The 18,442-nt window shown below is 70.0% G+C and carries 15 protein-coding genes, 1 tRNA gene and 1 pseudogene; 3 read left to right on the top strand and 14 right to left on the bottom strand.

Annotated features, from left to right (window positions below):
* The first annotated feature begins 1 nt into the window (after nucleotide 1).
* Nucleotides 2-220, top strand: a complete 219-nt coding sequence (locus HUG10_RS16590) for a hypothetical protein (protein WP_246310172.1) — start codon at nucleotides 2-4, stop codon at nucleotides 218-220.
* 65 nt (nucleotides 221-285) lie between these two features.
* Here the strand turns inward: HUG10_RS16590 and HUG10_RS16585 are convergent, their stop codons facing one another.
* On the bottom strand, nucleotides 286-1,566 hold the full coding sequence (locus HUG10_RS16585; RefSeq protein WP_179170629.1) for a hypothetical protein: 1,281 nt from the start codon (nucleotides 1,564-1,566) through the stop codon (nucleotides 286-288).
* A 285-nt stretch (nucleotides 1,567-1,851) separates the two neighbouring features.
* Nucleotides 1,852-1,936: transfer RNA gene (locus HUG10_RS16580), tRNA-Ser, on the bottom strand.
* Nucleotides 1,937-2,039: 103 nt separating this feature from the next.
* On the opposite strand from HUG10_RS16580, the gene HUG10_RS16575 reads away from it, so the two are divergent.
* Nucleotides 2,040-3,002: an AAA family ATPase gene (locus HUG10_RS16575; protein WP_179170628.1), complete on the top strand. Its 963-nt coding sequence runs from the start codon at nucleotides 2,040-2,042 to the stop codon at nucleotides 3,000-3,002.
* Between the two features lie 88 nt (nucleotides 3,003-3,090).
* Here HUG10_RS16575 and HUG10_RS16570 read toward each other — a convergent pair whose 3' ends face one another.
* The 8 genes and pseudogenes from HUG10_RS16570 to HUG10_RS22215 all read right to left on the bottom strand — a co-directional run.
* Nucleotides 3,091-3,585: a DUF7519 family protein gene (locus HUG10_RS16570; RefSeq protein ID WP_179170627.1), complete on the bottom strand. Its 495-nt coding sequence runs from the start codon at nucleotides 3,583-3,585 to the stop codon at nucleotides 3,091-3,093.
* Nucleotides 3,582-4,874 (bottom strand): DUF58 domain-containing protein, encoded by a 1,293-nt coding sequence (locus HUG10_RS16565; protein WP_179170626.1) that lies wholly within the window; start codon nucleotides 4,872-4,874, stop codon nucleotides 3,582-3,584. Before HUG10_RS16565 ends, HUG10_RS16570 begins: the two co-directional genes overlap by 4 nt.
* Nucleotides 4,874-5,539, bottom strand: a complete 666-nt coding sequence (locus HUG10_RS16560; protein ID WP_179170625.1) for a DUF7269 family protein — start codon at nucleotides 5,537-5,539, stop codon at nucleotides 4,874-4,876. Before HUG10_RS16560 ends, HUG10_RS16565 begins: the two co-directional genes overlap by 1 nt.
* Nucleotides 5,539-6,513: a DUF4129 domain-containing protein gene (locus HUG10_RS16555; protein ID WP_179170624.1), complete on the bottom strand. Its 975-nt coding sequence runs from the start codon at nucleotides 6,511-6,513 to the stop codon at nucleotides 5,539-5,541. The genes HUG10_RS16560 and HUG10_RS16555 overlap by 1 nt, the downstream gene beginning before the upstream one ends.
* Before the next feature lie 114 nt (nucleotides 6,514-6,627).
* Nucleotides 6,628-8,400, bottom strand: a complete 1,773-nt coding sequence (locus HUG10_RS16550) for a helix-turn-helix transcriptional regulator (RefSeq protein ID WP_179170623.1) — start codon at nucleotides 8,398-8,400, stop codon at nucleotides 6,628-6,630.
* A 309-nt stretch (nucleotides 8,401-8,709) separates the two neighbouring features.
* Nucleotides 8,710-9,303 (bottom strand): DUF7504 family protein, encoded by a 594-nt coding sequence (locus HUG10_RS16545; protein WP_179170622.1) that lies wholly within the window; start codon nucleotides 9,301-9,303, stop codon nucleotides 8,710-8,712.
* 459 nt (nucleotides 9,304-9,762) lie between these two features.
* Entirely contained in the window at nucleotides 9,763-10,767 is a 1,005-nt protein-coding gene (locus HUG10_RS16540; RefSeq protein ID WP_179170621.1) for a DUF7282 domain-containing protein, read from the bottom strand.
* Nucleotides 10,768-12,392: 1,625 nt separating this feature from the next.
* A pseudogene (locus HUG10_RS22215) lies at nucleotides 12,393-12,590 on the bottom strand (helicase HerA domain-containing protein); the annotation flags it as partial.
* 133 nt (nucleotides 12,591-12,723) lie between these two features.
* Between HUG10_RS22215 and HUG10_RS16530 the strand changes: the two are divergent.
* The gene (locus HUG10_RS16530) at nucleotides 12,724-13,167 is read left to right on the top strand and encodes a hypothetical protein (RefSeq protein WP_179170619.1); all 444 of its coding nucleotides are present in this window, start codon (nucleotides 12,724-12,726) and stop codon (nucleotides 13,165-13,167) included.
* 113 nt (nucleotides 13,168-13,280) lie between these two features.
* Here HUG10_RS16530 and HUG10_RS16525 read toward each other — a convergent pair whose 3' ends face one another.
* From HUG10_RS16525 to HUG10_RS16510, 4 genes are all read right to left on the bottom strand, one after another.
* Nucleotides 13,281-13,490 (bottom strand): hypothetical protein, encoded by a 210-nt coding sequence (locus HUG10_RS16525; protein WP_179170618.1) that lies wholly within the window; start codon nucleotides 13,488-13,490, stop codon nucleotides 13,281-13,283.
* 76 nt (nucleotides 13,491-13,566) lie between these two features.
* Nucleotides 13,567-14,823: an MFS transporter gene (locus tag HUG10_RS16520; RefSeq protein WP_179170617.1), complete on the bottom strand. Its 1,257-nt coding sequence runs from the start codon at nucleotides 14,821-14,823 to the stop codon at nucleotides 13,567-13,569.
* Between the two features lie 180 nt (nucleotides 14,824-15,003).
* Complete coding sequence (locus tag HUG10_RS16515) at nucleotides 15,004-17,217, bottom strand: lamin tail domain-containing protein (RefSeq protein WP_179170616.1); 2,214 nt, start codon at nucleotides 17,215-17,217, stop codon at nucleotides 15,004-15,006.
* A gap of 236 nt (nucleotides 17,218-17,453) precedes the next feature.
* Complete coding sequence (locus tag HUG10_RS16510) at nucleotides 17,454-18,425, bottom strand: ornithine cyclodeaminase family protein (RefSeq protein WP_179170615.1); 972 nt, start codon at nucleotides 18,423-18,425, stop codon at nucleotides 17,454-17,456.
* Between the last annotated feature and the right edge of the window lie 17 nt (nucleotides 18,426-18,442).

Here is an 18,442-nt window from a genome sequence, read left to right as displayed (position 1 = left end):
GATGAGCACCCCCAGCCTCCGGGACCTGGAACGGATGCCGCGCGACCCGGACCCCGAGTCGGATCTCGGGTACCGACTCCTGGACCTGGACGTGCTGCACTCCTCCGACGGGGAGAACGAGCACACGCTCGTGCTCCCCTCGGACGAGGACCTGCTCCGGGAGAACGCGTTCATCGTCGCGAACCCCGGACTCGTCTGCGACCTCAAGACGATGGTGTGAGGCCGGTCCCGTCGCCGACGGTACCGCCTCCTTACCGCGCCGGGACGGGTTTTTTCGTTCTCTCGCTATCCCCGCCAGCCCCGAACGACGAGCCAGCCGCCCCAGCCCCACAGCACGGCCGTGACCACCAGCACGAGCAGGTGGAGTTCCGATACCCAGTAGGGGACCGCCACGACGTGGTGCATCCCCGCGAGTAGCGTCGACAGGACGGGCACGTCACGCGACGTCCACTCGGCCGATTCCCCGTGGACCGTAGGGGTGTCGCCCTCGAGTCCCGCCCGCTCGCCGTAGGGAAGGACGTCCGCCTCGTAGGGGAGCGGCGCGGTGGCGTAGCTCCGGACGAGCCGCCCGTCCTCGTCGACGACGACCACGCGGTCGTTCCTGGTGTCCGTGATCACGGTGTGCCCGTTCGGCAGCCGGTCGGCGTCCCGCGGCCACTCGAAGGCGATGCCGCCGGTCCCGGCCAGCGTCCACGCCACCTCCCACTCCCCGGTGGTCCCGTTCCGGTGGAGTTCGACGACGCGGTGGTTCTCGGAGTCGGCCACGAGCACCCGGCCGGGGCCGAGCCAGTGGGGGTTGTGCTGCTGGTTCAGCACGTCGGCGTCCCGGTCCTCGTTGATCACCTCGACGACCTCGCTCCCGCCGTCGTCGGTGCGTTCGACGATCAGCAGCTGGTTCACGTTCCGCACCGAAACGAGGTACCGGTCCTCGCCGATCCGGTCGACGTCGTTGATGTGGAGCCAGTCCTCCCGCGTCGGGTCCGGCGGTGCCTCGTAGTGCTCGCTCGCGTTCCAGGTCCAGGTTCGCTCCCCCGTCGAGTCGTCGTAGACGAAGATGCTCTCGTACTCCATATCGGCGACCAGGACGTCGCCGGACGGGAGCCGTTCCGCGTCGTGCACCTCGCTGTCCTTCCGCGTGCGGACCGGGTAGCTCCACTCGGAGACGACCGTGGGCTCGGGGTCGGGGTCGATGATGCGGACGCCGGTTCGCTTGCAGGGGGGTTCGAAGTCGCCGCAGTCCGAGTAGCCGTCGTCCGCAAACGTCGTCAACACGGTGCCGTCCTCGAGCGACTGGACGTTCTGGTAGCTGATCACGCCGCCGTCGGTCCCGCCGGCGTAGGTCCACGCGATCGTCCCGTTGGCGTGGAGTTCGGTCACGCTCCCGCCGACCCCCGGACCCTGGACCCCGATGAGCACGGACGTGTTCGCGTAACTCCCGGCTTCGCCTGAGGCGGGGCTGCTTCGGTCGGGCGCGAGCGCCCAGGCTCCGCCGAAGGCCCCTGCCGAGAGCAGGAGCCCGGTGAGGACGAGCAGTCCCCCGATTCGGAGTCGCTTGCGTTGGTTCACAGTCTGTTACAGGGGCGGTCGAGGATCGTCGTGGACCCGAGCGATGGTCGGACGTCGAGGTCGGCCGGCCCACACGGCGTCACGTCCAGATTCGATACGAGAGCTATGCGGCGGATGGACTTTGTTTATTGACGCCATACTGCGTTTCCCCTCGCGGAACGCCCATAATACCTCGCCGACGTCGCGTCCGAGGACCGGCGGCGAGCGGGGGCGCCCGACGTACTCACGGCTTCCCCCCCTCGAGAGAGCCACGGAGGGCTCTCAGGATCGTGATCGCGCGAAAAGCGCCGAGGGGGAGATTTGAACTCCCGAGTCCGAATGGACAGCAGATTTCGAATCTGCCGCCTTGGCCAGGCTAGGCTACCTCGGCTCGTTTCCAAAGAGAGGGGACAGCGTTTAATCGGTTTCGGTATCCGAGGGCCGGCGGCGGGAGAACCCCGGGAGTTATTCACCGGGACGTGCTCACGAAGCGCATGGACGTATCCGACGCGAGCGCGGCCTGTTCGGACGTGCTCTCCGCCCTCCGCGGTGCCATCGTCGCCGAGGACGACTTCTTCCAGGACGTGCTGCTCGGACTCCTCTCGGGCGGCCACGTACTCATCGAGGACGTGCCCGGCACCGGCAAGACCCTCACCGCGCGATCGTTCGCCACCGCGCTGGGCCTCTCGTTCTCGCGCGTGCAGTTCACCCCCGACCTCCTCCCGTCGGACGTCACCGGGACGAACGTGTACGACGAGGGCGCCGGGGAGTTCGAGTTCTCGACGGGCCCAATCTTCGCCAACGTCGTCCTCGCCGACGAGATCAACCGCGCGCCGCCGAAGACGCAGGCGGCGCTGCTCGAGGCGATGGAGGAGGAACAGGTCACCGTCGACGGCGAGACGTACGAACTCCCCTCGCCGTTCTTCCTCATCGCCACGCAGAACCCGGTCGAACAGGAGGGGAACTTCCCGCTGCCCGAGGCCCAGCTCGACCGCTTCAACGTGAAGACGGCGATGGGCTACCCCGACCTCGGGGGCGAGGTCGAACTGCTCCGGCGCCGCGCCGGGCGGGTCGAACAGGACCCGTCCATCGAGCGGGTGCTCGACGAGGAGCGCGTCGTCGGCGTCCGGAGCGCGCCCGAGTCGGTCAGGGTCGAGGACGACCTGCTCGAGTACATGGCCCGCGTGACGCGCGCGACGCGGGAGGACCGCCGGGTCGCCGTCGGCGTCTCCCCGCGCGGCACCCAGCGGCTGTTCGAGGCCGCCCGGGCGGCCGCGGTGCTCGCCGACCGCGAGTTCGTCACCCCCGGGGACGTGAAGCGGGTCGCCCAGCCGACGCTCGCACACCGCCTCGTGCTCACGCCCGACGCCCGCGTCGACGACGTTGCGAAGTCGGACGTGCTCTCGGCCGTGCTCGACCGGGTCGAGGTGCCGACGGTGCAGGACGCGGAGGTCTAAGCCGTCGTCGGTCTCGACCACGCGACAGCCACACTACCCGACAGGATAGCGCGGAACCGACACGTCCGCACCGTGGAAGCCGACGACACTACCGGACAGCACTCGCGAGCAGCACCGCGCCGACGAGCAGGAACACGAGCGCGACGACGGGCTGACCCCCGGTCGCGGCGCTGTAGGTGCCGAACGCGACGCCCGCGCCGACCGCACCGACCGCGACGCTCGCGCCGGTGTGGACTGCGACGTTCCGGGTCACGTCCGTCTCGCGACCGAGTTGTTCGCCGAGGCCGAGCGCGTGCTCGCCGAGGTCCCAGGCGACGGCGGCGGCGACCGTTCCCGCGAGCGACGCCCCGACGCCCGCCCCGTCGAACGCGCTCGCCGCGAGCACGGCGCAGACGATCGCGACCGCGCCGGCGCCGAGGACGCGCCGCGAGGGGCGGAGCAACCCGGCGACGACGAGCACGACGCCGACCGCGCCGATGCCCGCGCCGACGGGCGAGTAGAGGGCCAGCGCCGACGTGCCGGCGAGCGCCGCGAGCGCGGCGCCCCAGACCCCGGCAGCCGGCGGCCGTCGCGTGATCGTCATCCCGACCACCGCGCGGCGGCGCGTTCGAGTTCGGTCGCGAGCGACTCCTCGCCCCAGTCGAGGACGCGGATGCCGGCCCGTCGGAGCCCCGAGAGCCGGTTCGCCCGCTCGATCCGCGCGAGCGTCCGGCCGGGCGTGTCGTCGGCGGTCGGGTCGGGACTGACGACCGTCACGGCATGGCCGTAGGCGTCCAGCCGCCTGGCGACCGTCACGGCGTAGTCGTCCGCGACGGGCGAGAAGAGGATGACCTGCGCGTCCGCCGGGAGCCGCCGCCGGAACCGTCGGAGCCACGTCGTCGGGAGGAACCGCTCGGTCGGCGGCGTCGGCGAGAGCGACGGGTGGGTGCCGAGCACCTCGCGCGCGGCGGTCGCGTGGTCGGCGCCGCTCCCCGGCGGGAGCCAGCATTCGCCCGGGCCGAACGCCGCGACGCCGACCCGGTCGCCGCTCTCGAGCAGCGCGGAGCAGGCCTGGGCCGCGGCGTCGACGCTCCGCTCGACCGCGTTCGACGCGTCGGGGTCGGGCGCGAGGTACGACTCCGCCCGGGCGTCGATACAGAGGACGACCGTCGCCGCGCGCTCCTCGCGGAAGAGGAGCGTCGACAGCTCGCCGCTCCGGGCGTACCGCGCCCAGTTCACACGCTTCGCCGGGTCGCCGTGGCGGTACTCGCGGGTCGAGTGGAACTCAAGGCCGGCGCCGCCGACGTCCGTCGCGACCCGCCCGGCGTACTGGGTCGTCAGCCCGCGGAGCGGGAGGGAGGCGCTCGCCTGCAGGTTCGGTGCACAGCGCATCGTCGTCTCGACGGTCACGCGCTCGTCGTGCTCGCGGGAGCCGCTGGCGTTGCGCGTGATGACCTGGACCGGCTGCCACTCGTGGGCGCCCCGGACCGCCGTCACCGTGTACCGGAGCGTCGCGGTCTTCCCCGGACGCAACGCGGTTCCGAGGCGGGCGGTCGTCTCGACCGAGAGCGCCGGCGGTACCCCGTCCACCAGTCTGAGGTCCGGGACGACCCCGTCGCCGGCGTTCCGGACGCGGAGCGTGACCGTCACCTCCTCGCCGGGGTCGGGCGTCGTAGTCGAGAGCTCCCGCGTCACGTCGAGGTCGGGTCGGGGCGCCGAGTCCCCCCGGGCGTAGGCGGCGTACGCGACGCCGACGGCCCCGACGACGACGAGCGGCGGGCTCTGGAGCAACGCCCCCAGCCCGACCGGGACCAGCGCGAGCGCCGCCATCCCGGCCCACCGCCCCGTCGGGACGACGCCCCGCGGTCGGAGCTGTTCGGGGAGCGTCGACATTATCGACCGACACCCCCGAATCTGTCCCGAAGCGTACCGAGCCGACGGCGGCCGAGCGACCGGACCGCGGAGAGCAGGCCGCTCGCCTCGGCCGACGTGTGTCCGTCAGGTTCCACGTCACCCGCACGCACGGCCGCCAGCGCCGCGACAGTCCGCTCGGCACCGAACCTGAACTCCACGTCCGAGCCGAGGAATCCCCTGATCCGGACGGCCGGCGGCGGCGCGAGGTTGGTCCCGAGGAACCACGCGGCGACTGGGTCGGCCGTCCAGGTCCCCGCGTCCAGCGCCTCCGACACCGTCGTCTCGTCGTAGTCCCCACGGACGAGGAGCGTCTCCCGGGCGACGCGTCGGATGCGCTCGTGGAACTCCCGCCTGCCCCTGATGCTCACCGTCGTCAGGCCGCCGGTGCCGGCGAGCAGTTCGTCGACGTCGCTCCCGGGCGAGGGCACCTCGTGGCGGTCCTCCACGTCGGCCGTGTCGGTCGCGCGGGCGTCGGCGTCCCGCGCGTCGCTCGCGTAGCGGAGCCCCTGGACGAGCGCGAACGCGCCGACCAGCATCACGAAGGTGTAGCTCATCGAGCCGAACGCGTCCGCCAGGCCACGCTGGACGACGACGGTGAAGCCGAACACCACCGCGACAAGTCCGAGTACGACGGTCCTCCGCATCAGTTCCCACCGTCCTCGTCGCCAGCGTCGCCGTCGGCGTACGTCTCCTCGAGGTGTCTGAGCGCCGAGACCGCCCGCTGCTCACGTTCTGGAGTCGGGTCGGCCCCGCCGTAGCGCACCTCCTCGAACACGGCCGTCAGCGCCGTCACGTCCTCGCGGTCCATCCCGGCGGCGACGGCCGCGTCGGCGAACTCGTCGGGCGTGCTCGCGGCCGGGTTCTCGACGTCGAGCAGGTCGGTCATCTCGCTCCAGGCCCGGTACACCTCGTTGCCGAGCCCAGCGTCCTCCTCCAGCCGGTCGGCGGCTGCGCCCGCGGCGGCGCCGACCGCTGCCCGTCGCTCCGCCGGGGGGAGGTCGGGTTCCTCCTCCGCGGGTTCCCCCTCGTCGTCGCCCGTCGAGACGAACAGGAGGACGACGCTCCCGAGGAGCGCGAGCACGAGCAGGACGCCGACCAGGGTCGTCGGGGTCGAGAGCGCCTCCCCGGTCGCGGCCACGCCCGCGTCGCCGCCGCCGACGCCGAACCCGGTCCGGTTCGTGGCACGGCTCCCCCCGGCGATGGCGGCTTCGCTCGGCGTGCGACCACAGGAGACGAGCAGGAAGTAGATGATGACGAACGGAACGAGCGCCGACGAGACGAAGATGGTGCTCAGCACCTTCGACCCGGTCGTGTAGTAGACGGCGAGGAAGAACAGGGCGACGAGGCCGAGGAGGGCCAGTTGCACGAGCGGGCGGGTGAGGAACTCGACGCAGATCGAGAGGCGCATCCCCGTCTGGGTGGCGGAGGTGTTCCCCCCGAGGTCCACCGACCCGCCCCGGTCGCTGCCGACCCCGCGGTCGTCCTCGGAGGCGCCGGCGCCGAAGCCGCCGCTGTCGCTCGTCGTCGTCGCGGAGTCCAGCGTCGCCGCCGCGACCCCGAGGGCGAGGACGGCGAGAACCGCGAGGAGGGCTGTGGCGGCGGTCCGTCGGTCAACCACGTCACCTCGTATCACGGGGCGGGGGTTAAATGTTCGACGGTCGTCACCCGACGGCGTCCACACGACTCGGGCGAGCCGTCGTCCCCCGACTGGCGACTTCCGGGGCTGCGGGGGTTACTTCGAGAACGGGGAGTCGGCGCCGTCGGGCTCCTCGCCCGGGAGGGTGATGACGTTCCCCCGACCGACGTTGATCTTCGTCACCCGGCCCGCGTCGTCCATCCGCGAGAGCACGCGGCTCACCTTCGACTTCGACCAGCCCGTCTCCTCGACGAGATCCGACTGTCGGACGCGCCCCCCGTTCCGTCGGAGCACTGCGAGGACCGCGTCCTCGTTGCTCAGCATCTCGAGTGGTACCTCGGAGGGGCCCTCGTCCGGGCCGGGGTCCGGGCGGTCGCGGCCGCCGTTCGCCGCGGTCGCCTCGTCGGTCGCCCGTTCGCTCGTCCCGCCTCCGACCACCTCCGCGACCCACGATCGGACCCGGTCGGCCCAATCGCGGACGGACAAGACGGTCCCGGTCACTCGGTCGGTCGCCCCCGACCCCACGACCTCGGTCCTGACTCGGTGGGGGACGTGCGGGAGCCACCGGCGCCGTGTCGCCCACAGCGCGCTCCCGGCAGCGGCGCCCACGAACGGGATGCCGAGGAGCAGCGCGAACGGGGTGAGCCGCTGGGTGACGTCGACCTCGCTCGCGTCGGCCTGCCCGTCGCCGTCCGTGTCGGCCCGCATCGGGTCCGTGTCGTAGCGGTTCACCTCGGCGCCGTCGGCGAGCCCGTCGCCGTCGGTGTCCGCGCGGTTGGGGTTCGTCCCGTAGGTGTTCACCTCGGCGCCGTCGGAGAGGCCGTCGTCGTCCGTGTCCGCCAGCGACGGGTCCGTGGCCAGTTCGTTGACCTCGGCGCCGTCGGAGATGCCGTCCTCGTCCGAGTCGGTCTTCGCCGGGTCCGTGCCGTAGGTGTGTACCTCGAGCGCGTCGCTCAGGCCGTCTTCGTCCGTGTCCGTGTCCGTCGGGTTGGTCTCGTGTTCGCGCACCTCGGCGGCGTCGTTGAGGCCGTCGCCGTCGGTGTCGGCCCGAGCGGGGTCCGTCTCGTGGGTGTTGACCTCGAGCGCGTCGGACAGGCCGTCGCCGTCGGTGTCCGCGCGGTTGGGGTTCGTCCCGTACTCGGTCACTTCGGTCCGGTCGTCGAGCCCGTCGCCGTCGGTGTCCGCGCGGGTCGGATCCGTCTCGTGGGTGGTCACCTCGGCGCCGTCGGAGAGCCCGTCGCCGTCGGTGTCCGCTCCCGTCGGGTCCGTGTTGTACGTGTCGAGTTCGAGGCCGTCGGCGAGGCCGTCGTCGTCGGTGTCGGGGTCAGTGAAGTCGGTGCCGCCGTCGACCTCCCGCCGGTTCGACGCCCCGTCGCCGTCCGCGTCGGCGGCCTTCCCGACGACCGAGACGGCGTGCGTCGCGCGCGCCGCTTCGTCACGGCTGAGCGTGTCCGCGGTGACGACGATGCTCACCGTCTGCTCGCCCCGGTACCCCTCGGGCCAGCCGTCGAACGTGAACGCCAGTTCCTCCGTGCTGTTACCCGTGAGCACCTCCGACCGGCACTCGAGGTCCGTCGGGGATCTGTCGTCGGCCGGTTCGGACCGGACGCAGACCTCGTAGTGCCCCTCGCCGTCGCTTCCGCTCGTCTCCAGGGCCACCTCGAGGGTCGTGGACTCGTCCGCCCATATGAACTGCGTTTCCCCTCTCTCCGCGAACGCATCCGCGTCGCCGAACCCGCTCTGGGCGATCCTGATCTCCCCCGGTTCCTGCGCAGCGGCGGTCGCAACCGGCGCGACGAGCGCGGCGAGCAGCACTATCGCTACGAGCGCAGTTCGGGCGGGGTTACGGGGGGTTCGGCGATCGGACACGTACTGGGCTCCAGGTTCGTCCTGCCGTTTCCGTTCAGAGCCTTAACCTTTTCGCGGCGAGTTCTGTCGGAACGTAGACGACGAAACACGTCGAAACAGTGCCGAAACAGTCCCCGAAGGAGGATAGTCCACAGACGCTACGTGGGGTAGTTTCGTTCGAAACAATCAGATCGCTTTCGTATCGTCGGCGGAGGATTCGGGGGCGCCGGCGTCGTCCCCCCGGATCGAGCCGGCAGCCCGTTTGCGGGAACCAGGCCACGTCAGATCGAGTGGGTGCCCAGGTTCTCGGTTGTCGGAATCGTCGGGTCGTCAGCGACTGCGAACGACGCTCGAGCCGTCGGCGTCCACGTGGACGACCGCGTCCATCAGCGAGGCGAAGGTGTCGACGGTCATGTCGTCGTGCGCCTCCGCGCTGAGGTGGTAGTGGGCGAACGCGTCCGCGGACGCGAGCCGGTTCGTCATCGCGTTGCAGAACCGGTAGGCGCGCTGCCGGTCGACGTACTGGAGGAGCGCGGTGAGCGACGGGAGACAGCAGTCGAGCCGTCCGCTCGTGTCCCCTGCACGCGCGAGAAGTTTGTCGAGTGCGACCCCGATCTCGGTGAGGTTCGCGGGCGAGGAGACCGACTCGACGGTGATCCCGTCGGTGGCCTCGTCGACCACGTTCCCCTGCGGGGTCGCGTCGACGACGTACAGCTCCCGGTGCTCCTGTCCCTCGAGCAGTTGGACGTCGGCCGCGGTGAACGCGATCAGGAGCAGCGGCCCGTCGGTCACGAGTTCGGGACCGAAGTGGTCCACGGTCGGGATGCGCGGATCGTCCAGTACTAACACGTTCCGCGCGTCCGCGAGACCGGCCGGCTCGTGGCCGTTCTCGTACAGAACCGACGGGTGCGACGTTCCTGACATGGCGTTTTCAGGGATGGTGACTACGGACTAAAAGGGGAATGTCCGTCCCAACAGATTTCCCTTCACAGCCACAACACTTTCATTTCGTTGCGCGTTATCTCGAATGAAAATCGGGCGCCGGTCCGTGCACACGTCGAAATAGTCCACAAACGATTGGTAACTGGTTACGAAACGGTTCACTGCTGTCGTGCGGTTTCGAGGGATATAGTTGCAAACGTTTCTTCACTGCCGCGGCAACGGTTCGGCCGGAGACGGTGTCGACCGTGTGGGGCCGGCGTCGGGACCGACGAATCAGGCTGTCAGACCGGTGCGCGCGAGAAGCTCCCGAGGAGAACCGCCGTATTCGGATAGAACCGGGCGTACGGCCGCTCACGGTCGCGTATCTGCCGCCAGGGGGATCCGGGGACCTCCAGCATCGTCCCCCTGACCGCCCTCCGGACCTGCTCGTCCGTCGTCGACTCAGTTCCCTGAGCCCAGTTCCGCGACCAGCGACGGACTCCCGGTCTCGGTGCCGGTCGTCTCGTTCTCGTCGCCCCCGGCGTCCACGATCTCGGTTCCGGTCGTTTCGCCGTCGTCGGCGCCGCCGAACTCGGTTTCGGTCGCGGTTCCGGTCGGCTCGTCGGTGCCCGCGTCGGGGGTGGAGGTCCCGCCGTCGGCCCCGCCGCCCGCGGTCCCGTTCGCGACCGTCACCGGCGCCGGCGACGTCACCGCCTCGCCCTCGACCGTGTACGGGCCGTCGGCGGAGCCGTTCGAGGAGACGAAGTCGTACGTCCTGTCGTTGTTCGTCTCCAGGTGGGGCATCGCGAAGAGGACCTGGCTCTCGGTCAGTTCGGAGGTTTGGAACTGGGCGCCCGGCACGTCGAACAGCGTCACGTCGACGTCCTCGTGGAAGCCTGGTTCGAGGTACGAGGAGACGCCGATGACGCTGCCGAGCGCGTCACCCTCCAGGAGGCGCTGGTCGTGGATGGTGACGTAGCCGCCCTCGGGGACGAACACCTCGTCCACGGTGACCTGGGTCCCGTCGGACTCCTGCTCGTCGAAGGAGACGTCGGCGTCGGTGGTCACGTCGAGTTGAGCGAACTGGCTACTGTTGGCAGTCGTGACGCCGTGGATGTAGTCACCGGTACCGAAGTTCGTCGTCTCGAGCGTGAAGCTCACCGACGTCGTCCCGTCCGGCCCCACGGTGACGGACTGGCGCTCCACGATATCCTGGTCGTCGCCCACGAGCCTGAACGCGACCTCCTCGGTGAGCTCCTGGGAGGTCGGGTTCGAGATCGTCGCGTTCACGGTGATCGTGCTGTTCGGCGTTGCGGCACCGGGCGCGTCGAGCGACTCGACGACGAGCCCCTGCCGCTCCTGCTGCTGTTGACCCTGTGCGCCCGCGCTCCACGCCGCGGCGGGTGCGAGCACCGAAACGACCACCAGCGCCGCGACGAGCGATACGACCGCGTTCCGCGTTGTCATGTCCGAGCCTCCATTGCGGCCGATTCGTCGGCCGCTGAGCGCATAAACCCCGGAAACAGTTTACCCTCGAAGGGTAGTCTTACGCCCCAGTAAGCGTGTATTCGGAAGGTTCGCAAGTGAGAGTTAGTCGACACCGAGGGAGCGAACAGGTCCGCCCTTCGGGCGGACGCTGCACGGTTGGTCGGGCGTACTCGGATGCCGAAACGGGGGACGAGGCCGACGCTGTCGGAACGTGGACGTCGCGTCGAATCGACCGCTGGAGGCCTCGTGAGGGTTCCGACGTCCAGGGAACGGTCGCCCTACAGGACGACGCTCGACAGCAGGAGGCCGACCGCGAGGGTCACGCAACCCAGAAGCAGCACCGCGAGCAGTCGCGGGTCCAGGTCGTGGTCGGCCCCGGACCGCCTGATTCGTCGCCACGTTCGGCCGACCGACCGCCTCGTGGCGAGCCTGGCGCGGAAGATCGCGCGGCGGATCCGCCAGACGGTGAACTCGACGCCGTAGGCGACAAGGTGGCTCGCCTCGAGGACGATGTTCTCCTCGGCGGCGTCCCGGCCCCGGCGGCGGTGGCGCCGACTCCGACGGCTCGGCGGTTTCGGCCGCTTCGGACCGCGGTTCTTGACGATGGTCCGCGACGGGGTCCTGCCGATCGGGGTCGAGCGGTCGTCCGTCGCCGAGTCGGCCCGCACGATCGTCCCGCCGCTCTCACCACCCTCGAACTGATCGTCGGCCGACTCCGAGTCGTCGGCGGAGCCGGCGTCCCCGGAGGACGCCGATCCGGCCGTCGAACCCGTTCCTGAGTCGTCCTCGACCGCTTCCGCCGCCTGATCGAGGTCCGGCGATCGCGTTCCTGCGTCGGACGATCCGCCACCTAGTTCGGCCCCGGCTGATCCGCCGCCACCGGCCGATCCGCCGCCGGTCGACCCTCCGCCGGTTCCGGGCCCGGAGTCGGGGTCCTTCATCGTCGACCCCAGGTTCGAGAGCTCCTCCTCGAGGTCGGAGCTGATGGAGCGGAAGTCCGGGCGCTCGACGTCCTCGAGACCGGGGGTCGCGCCCGCGTCGAACGTCTTCTTCCGGCGGAACTGGACGCGCGTCACCTGCTCGTCCCAGTCGGTCACGAGGATCGCCTCGCCGTCGTTGAGCCCCTCGACCATCTCGGCGTACTCGTTGTCGAGGAATCGCCCGACCACCTTCGTGTCGTTCTCCCAGGTGAGCCGGTGCCAGACGAGCCAGTCGCACTGGGTGATGAAGTCCTTGTCGACGGCGGCGGGGCGCTGGGACATGCCACAGAGGCCGAGCCCGCGCTTGCGGCCGCGCTTGGCGACCTGGAGGAGGATCTCGCCGACCTCGTCGAGACCGCCCGACTCCGGGAGGTACTCGTGGCACTCCTCGACCAGCAGCATGAACGGCTTCTTCTCCTTCTTCTCCCGGACGAACAGCGTCTTGACGACGCCGTGGATCAGCTGTCGGGCGTCGTCGACGTCGAGGTACTCCGAGACGTCGAGGATGACCGGGACGTTCTCCTCGAGCGCGAGCGTCGCGATCCGCTGGGCGTGGGTCGGCGAGACCTGCACGTCGCAGAGGTCGCCGGCGCCGACGTGGAGCATCTCGTAGCGCTCCTTCAGCCCGTAGTACTCGCCGTCCGTGTCGATGATGAGCATCGGGAGGTCGAGTTCCAGCAGTTCCTCGGCGATGACGCTGGCCGTGTTCGACTTCCCGCTCCCGGACTTGCCGGTCACGAACCCGCGGCCCGTGAGGAGCTCGATGACGGGCAGCGTCGTACCGTCCTCGGAGATCCTGATCTCGTCCGGGATACTGGTCATCGTTCACCCCCATCTGGGGAGGGCCCCGGCATATGCCTTCCGTCGTGAGTATCCCGTACGCGAATTAAGGGAACCGGTCGTTTCCCGGCCGGTGGTCGGTACCTTTTTCGCCCCCAGACGGCTGTGCTCGCACATGTCTCCCTCACGGTGGTTCGAGGGTCAACTGAAGCAGATCGCCGCACTCGTCCTGGTGTCGACGGTCCTGCTGACGGCCGACTTCGTCGGCCTGCTGTCGCTGGTGACAGGCAACGCCGTCAACGTCGGGATCCGCTTCCCGGTGTACGTGCTCGTGATGGCGGTCGCGTTCGTCGTCACCATCGTCGGGTTGGCCCGCTACGACGCGGACGGCCGCACGGTGCTGTCGGCCGCGACGGGGGTCGCGATCCTCGCGCTGGTCGTCGGCATGCTCGCGGGCGAGGGGATCGTCTACGCGTACCGGGCGCCCGAGGCGGTGCTCAACTCGATCCTCTTCTACTTCATCGCGGCCGGACTCATTGCCACCGGTCTCAGTTTCTGGACGGTGAACTACTGGCGCGACTTCACGCGCGCGGCGACGGCCGACGAGGCCGACGTGTGACCGCGGAGTGACACGCGGGCGCTGCTTCCGAAGGTACGAACCGCAACGGTTCATCGAGTGATTTCGTTCTGTTCACGGCCAACCGGACCTCCGACAGCACTCGGATTCGAGGCTCAGCGATCGCCGCGGAGGACGAGAAACAGGCCGTAGACCACCCCGAGGACGAGGAGGACGGCGCCACCGACCCCGTACAGTTCCTCGTTCGTGAACCTCGACACCCGATCGCCGTACCGGAGGACCGCGCTCGACACGAGGAGCGTGAACCCCGATCCGACCAGCGTCGTGGAGAGATCGAACCCGAAGGGGGCACCAATGTCAGGCACGTGCCACGGTTAGCCACGGCCGGAGAAAAGTGCTGGCCGCGCACGTGCGCGGGAGACGGCGACGACTAGGTTGTGGCTAGGACGACGAATCGCGGTCGGCGGCGGGGCTCGACGCCTCCCGCACCGCCACGTCGGGGTTGAGTTCGCCGGTGTGCCGGTAGGTCCCCGCGAGGAGGACGACGCCGGCGGCCAGGGGGATGAACGCGCAGGCGGCGTAGACTGGGACGAAACCCAGCGCCTCGACGGCCGGGAGCGAGACGATCGGGCCGAGGCCACCGCCGACGTCGCCGAGGACGTTGTTCGTCCCCGTCGCCCGGCCCATCCGGTCGGTCGGGGTGAGGTCGGCCAGCAGGGCCATCAGCGGACCGCCCACGCCGCCCTGGCCGGCGCCGACGGCGAGGCAGGCGACGAGCAGGCCGACGCGGGAGTCCGCGACGGCGAGCCCCAGGAACCCCGCGCACGCCAGCCCGAGGAACGCGAGGAGGATCGGCACGCGGGCGCCGAGCCGGTCGCTCGCGCTCCCGCCGACGAGCATGAACACCGACCCCGCGAGGACGGTCGCGGCCATCAGGAACCCGGAGGTTCCCTGCGCCGAGTAGCCGAGGACGGTGATGCCGCGCCGGCCGAGCAGGAGCACCAGCGTCGCGAACAGCACGCCGGCGTACGAGAAGTAGAGCCCGAAGTTCACCAGCCCCGTGGTCAGCGCCGGGGTGCTCGTGTCGATGTCCCAGGGGCGCACGCTCGTCCCCGCGTCGCTGGCGTGGGTCTCCGGGACGGTGAGGAAGGCGAGCCCGCCCGAGACGAGCGCGAAGGCCGCCGCCAGGGCGAACGCGACCGCGACGCTGTACAGGTCGCTCACGACGCCGCCGAGCACCAGCCCCGCCGGGAAGCCGAACGTGATGCCCGCCCTGACGAAGCCCATGCTCGTCCCGCGCGAGGCCGCCTCGCTCACGTCGGCCGTGATGGTGTAGGCCGTCGCGAACACGAGCGCGCTGCCGAGCCCCCACGCGACCCGCGAGAGGAGGAACCAGAACTCGGGGAGCGACGACGCCAGCGCGACGTTGTAGCCGAGCGTCGCCACGCCCTCGATGAGCAGCCCGGCGATGAACGGCCGGCGGGTCCCGACGCGGTCGACCAGCGCCCCGGCGGGCGCGTTCGCGACCATCCGGACGAACCGGTTCGCGCTCAGGATGATGCCGACCAGGAACGGGGAGATGCCGAGCACCGTCCCGAGGTTCGGCAGGATTGGGAAGACGACGCCGCCGCCGAAGCCGACGAAGAACGTGCATGCGATAACGGCGAGCACGACCGCTCGCGGCCGCACTTCGCCCATTCAGGACCACCCGCGACGCTCGTCCGCGTACGACGCGGTGCTGGAGGGACCGTCGCTCGGGGGAGTCGGGAACCGGCTCACACTGACCGGGTAGTCAGGTGGCGCGTATGAGTCGTTCGGTGCCAGCAGTCGGGGCCGGTACGTGCGGACTCGTCGCGCAGGGAGCGCCGGTCCGGGCGCTCACTCGGACCCGGTCGATGAGTCCGTCGGCGTGTCCGTCGGCGTGTCCGTCGGTGTCTCGGTGGGGGTGTCCGTCGGTGTCTCGGTGGGGGTGTCCGTCGGAGTCTCCGTTGGAGTATCCGTCGGGGTCTCGGTCGGCGTGTCCGTGGGGGTGTCGGTCGCGGTCCCGGTTTCGGTCTCCGTCGTCGTTCCGGTCGCCGTCTCCGTTTCGGTCTCGGTCTCGGTTTCCGTCTCGGTCGCCGTGGACTGGCTGCTGATGGTGCAAATTTCGTTCCCGCCGGTGTCGAGCAGGGCGACGACATCGGTCTCGTCGTTGTTGAGCACTTCACCCTCATAGTCGAACGTCACGTCGGCGTCATCAACGGGTTCAGCCCCGGTGGCGATTATTAAATCCCCTCCCGCGTCGATGGTTGTTCCGTCGGGGATCGTCCTGCGCTGGTCGGTGTCACTGTTTCCGTACTCGAATGCGACAACGTAGCCGGATACGTCGACTTCGCTATCGCCCGTGTTCGTAAACACGACATACTCCGCCTCGGCGTTAACCTCCGCGCACTCGATGTCGTCGGCTCCGTTCTCTCCGTCAGGGGTCTCGGGGTCGCAGTCGTCCACGTCCGGGTTCACGAGGTTGAAGAACACGTCGCCGCCGTCTGCGGCGATCTGGACGCGTTCGATGACCTTCCCCTCGTGTTCGTCCGTCCCGGCGAACGTCCGGGGCGCGGAGAAGTCGTCGGGGCCGAGCTGGTCGCCGAACGTCTGGGTGTCGCCGCCCACGAACAGGAGTCTCGCCATGGCGAACTGCGGGGGAAGGCTGCCGAACTCCTCCTCGCCGACCGTCACCTCGGTGCAGTCGAACGTCGTCGCGTACTCGCCCGGGTCACACGACGTGTCGTCGTTCCGGATGACCACCTCGTCCGGCGTATCGAAGCTCGCGCGGTCGAACACGCGGCCCGGCGAGACGAATTCGACCGGGCTCGGCTCCCTCACGTCGAGGCCCTTCGCGCTCCCGTCGGCGAAGTAGAGGCTGACGTCGACGTTCACGTCGTCGGGGTCTTCCATCGTGATGCCGGAGCACTCCCGGCTCACGTCGAGGCAGCTACCGGGTTCGTTACTCGCCGACGCCGTCGCGGAGCCGTCGGAGACGACGGCCTCCCGGACCCATCCGTGGTACTCGGTGAACAGTTCGTCCTCGTCGCGCACGCTGCCGCTCCCCGAGAAGCCGAACCGGTTCTCCCCGCCGTAGTCGCCGGTGAACCGCTGGGTCGACCCGTCGCTCATCCGGAGGGCGACCTCCTCGTACGACTCCGCGTCGACGTTGACTTCGTAACAGAACAGCTGAATGTCGGCGTCCAGCTCCTCCGGCGCGTCGTCGTCATCGTCGTCCCCGTCATCGTCGTCGTCGTCCCGGTCGTCTCCGTTGTCGCCGTTCCGTCCGTCGTCCTCGACGCGGCCCCTGCGGAGGAGTTCGTCGGTCATGTCCTCGCCGTTCAGGAGCAGCCTGAACTCCGGGTAGTCGTCCGTCTTGTACTCGAAGTCGAGGAGCGGGCCGTACAGGTAGAACGCGTCCCCGTAGCCGTCACTCGCGGAGCCGAGGACGCCCCACGTGCCGTCGCGGAACCGGTCGACGTCGTCCGCGCCGCGATCTGCCGTCCCGCGCTCGGCGGAGTTCTCCCCCTCGTCGAGCGCCTTCGTCACGCGCCCGTCGACGAGGAAGTCGTAGTATAACGTCCCGTCGCTCTCCGTCCTGATCTCGAACAGGTCCCTGTCGTACTCCGAGTCCGGCGTGTCCAGGGCCGTCACGCGGTCGGTCACGTCCTCCCCGTCGAGCTGCACCGTGAACGACGGGGCGCTCTCGTCGTTGTACTCGAAGTCCACCATCGTCCCGGAGAACCGGTAGGAGTCGCCCTGGCCGTTGGCCGTCTCGCCGGTCACGGTGACCTGCTCGGACCGCTCCTCGTCCACGTCGTCGTTCCGCAGCTCGGCGGAGTCGTCGCCCCTGTCGAACACCTTCATGACCCGGCCTGCGACCTCGAACTCGTAGAACAGGGTCCCCTCCTCCTCGGTGACGATCTCGAGGAGGCTCCCGTCGTCGGACTGTGCGTTCGCGCGTTCGGCCTTCGCGGTCCCTCGGGACGCCTCTCGACCCAGACCGGCGGCGACGCCGCCGACAGCCGTCACGCCGAGGAATCCCCGGCGCGAGATATCGGACAGATCCATCGACCCACCTACCACGTCTCGGGCAGTATAGGGCCACCATCCTTCACATCGTCCCGGTCGATGCCGCGAGGAGTACGGTCGGATTTCTCGGCCCGTCGAGGGTGCACCGCTCGACGCGAGAATTCCGTCGCGAGCGATTCCGTCGAGTACGGTACGCCCGCCTTACGTCCACGCTTCGCTCGGTTCACGGCGATTCATCGGCGATTCGCGCGGTCTCGTGCCGGTCCCCGCGCCCGTCACATCGGCTGGTCCGTGCCGAGGCCAGCCTCGCGGGCCGCCTCGTACACCTCGGTGGCCGCCGCGACGTCGAGCACGGCCGTTCCGACGCTCTCGACGACGACGATCTCCTCCGCCGACTCGCGCCCCGCGGTCCCGTCGAACAGCGCCGCCATCGGCACGAGGTCGGCCTCGGTCAGGTCGGTCGCGGCGACGTCGCCGATCGTCGCCACCTCCTCTGGCACGTCCGCGAAGGTACGAGCAGCACGGTCGAACACGGCCGGTTCGAGCTCCTGCATCCCCGACTGGTACGCGCCGACGGCCACGACCAGCGTCCCGGGCGCGAGCGCGTCCGCCGGGAAGACCGGTTCGGTGCTCGTGGTGGCGGTGACGACGACCGTCGCGTCGCGGACGGCTTCCGCCGCCGAGTCGGCCGCCGAAGCCGGAATCCCCTCCTCGCGGAGGTCGGCGACGCAGTCGTGTTTCGAGTCGCTCGGCGAGTAGACGGAGACCGCCTCGACGTCCGTAAGCGCCGCGATGGCACGGGTCTGCCAGCGTGCCTGCGCGCCTGCGCCGATCACTCCCAGCCGTACGGGACTCGTCGCGAGTTCGCGCGCCGCGAGACCGCCGATACAGCCCGTCCGCGCGTTCGTGATGCGCGTGCCGTCCAGGAACGAGACGGGCTGACCGGTCCGCGCGTCCGCGAGGACGATCTGGGCGTGCAGCGTCGGCAGCCCGCGCGCCTCGTTCCCGTCGTGGATGCTGACGAGTTTCGTCGCGAAGTAGTCCTCCCCGTGGACGTACGCCGGCATCGCCAGCCCGGTCCCGAGCGGGTCCGGGGAGTCGAGGCCGGTTCCCACCGGGTAGTGCGGGCGATCCGGGCGTTCGACCTCGCCGGCCGCCTGCTTCACGAGCGCCTGCTCAACGACCGGGGCCAGCGACTCGAGGTCGAGCACCTGCGCGACCGCGTCGTCGGAGAGGAACAGGACCATGTCCGTCGACACGGAAT

The organism is Halorarum halophilum, assembly GCF_013401515.1.
In the GTDB taxonomy this organism is placed as follows: domain Archaea; phylum Halobacteriota; class Halobacteria; order Halobacteriales; family Haloferacaceae; genus Halorarum; species Halorarum halophilum.
The sequence above is the reverse complement of the archived record's forward strand: the minus strand, read 5'-3'. Positions and strand labels throughout refer to the sequence as shown.

Coding starts and splice junctions, on each gene's coding strand:
- HUG10_RS16565 (WP_179170626.1), bottom strand. CDS start 4,874: ATGTCGACGCTCCCCGAACAGCTCCGACCGCGGGGCGTCGTCCCGACG.
- HUG10_RS16510 (WP_179170615.1), bottom strand. CDS start 18,425: ATGGTCCTGTTCCTCTCCGACGACGCGGTCGCGCAGGTGCTCGACCTC.
- HUG10_RS16575 (WP_179170628.1), top strand. CDS start 2,040: ATGGACGTATCCGACGCGAGCGCGGCCTGTTCGGACGTGCTCTCCGCC.
- HUG10_RS16545 (WP_179170622.1), bottom strand. CDS start 9,303: ATGTCAGGAACGTCGCACCCGTCGGTTCTGTACGAGAACGGCCACGAG.
- HUG10_RS16540 (WP_179170621.1), bottom strand. CDS start 10,767: ATGACAACGCGGAACGCGGTCGTATCGCTCGTCGCGGCGCTGGTGGTC.
- HUG10_RS16530 (WP_179170619.1), top strand. CDS start 12,724: ATGTCTCCCTCACGGTGGTTCGAGGGTCAACTGAAGCAGATCGCCGCA.
- HUG10_RS16560 (WP_179170625.1), bottom strand. CDS start 5,539: ATGCGGAGGACCGTCGTACTCGGACTTGTCGCGGTGGTGTTCGGCTTC.
- HUG10_RS16520 (WP_179170617.1), bottom strand. CDS start 14,823: ATGGGCGAAGTGCGGCCGCGAGCGGTCGTGCTCGCCGTTATCGCATGC.
- HUG10_RS16515 (WP_179170616.1), bottom strand. CDS start 17,217: ATGGATCTGTCCGATATCTCGCGCCGGGGATTCCTCGGCGTGACGGCT.
- HUG10_RS16570 (WP_179170627.1), bottom strand. CDS start 3,585: ATGACGATCACGCGACGGCCGCCGGCTGCCGGGGTCTGGGGCGCCGCG.
- HUG10_RS16590 (WP_246310172.1), top strand. CDS start 2: ATGAGCACCCCCAGCCTCCGGGACCTGGAACGGATGCCGCGCGACCCG.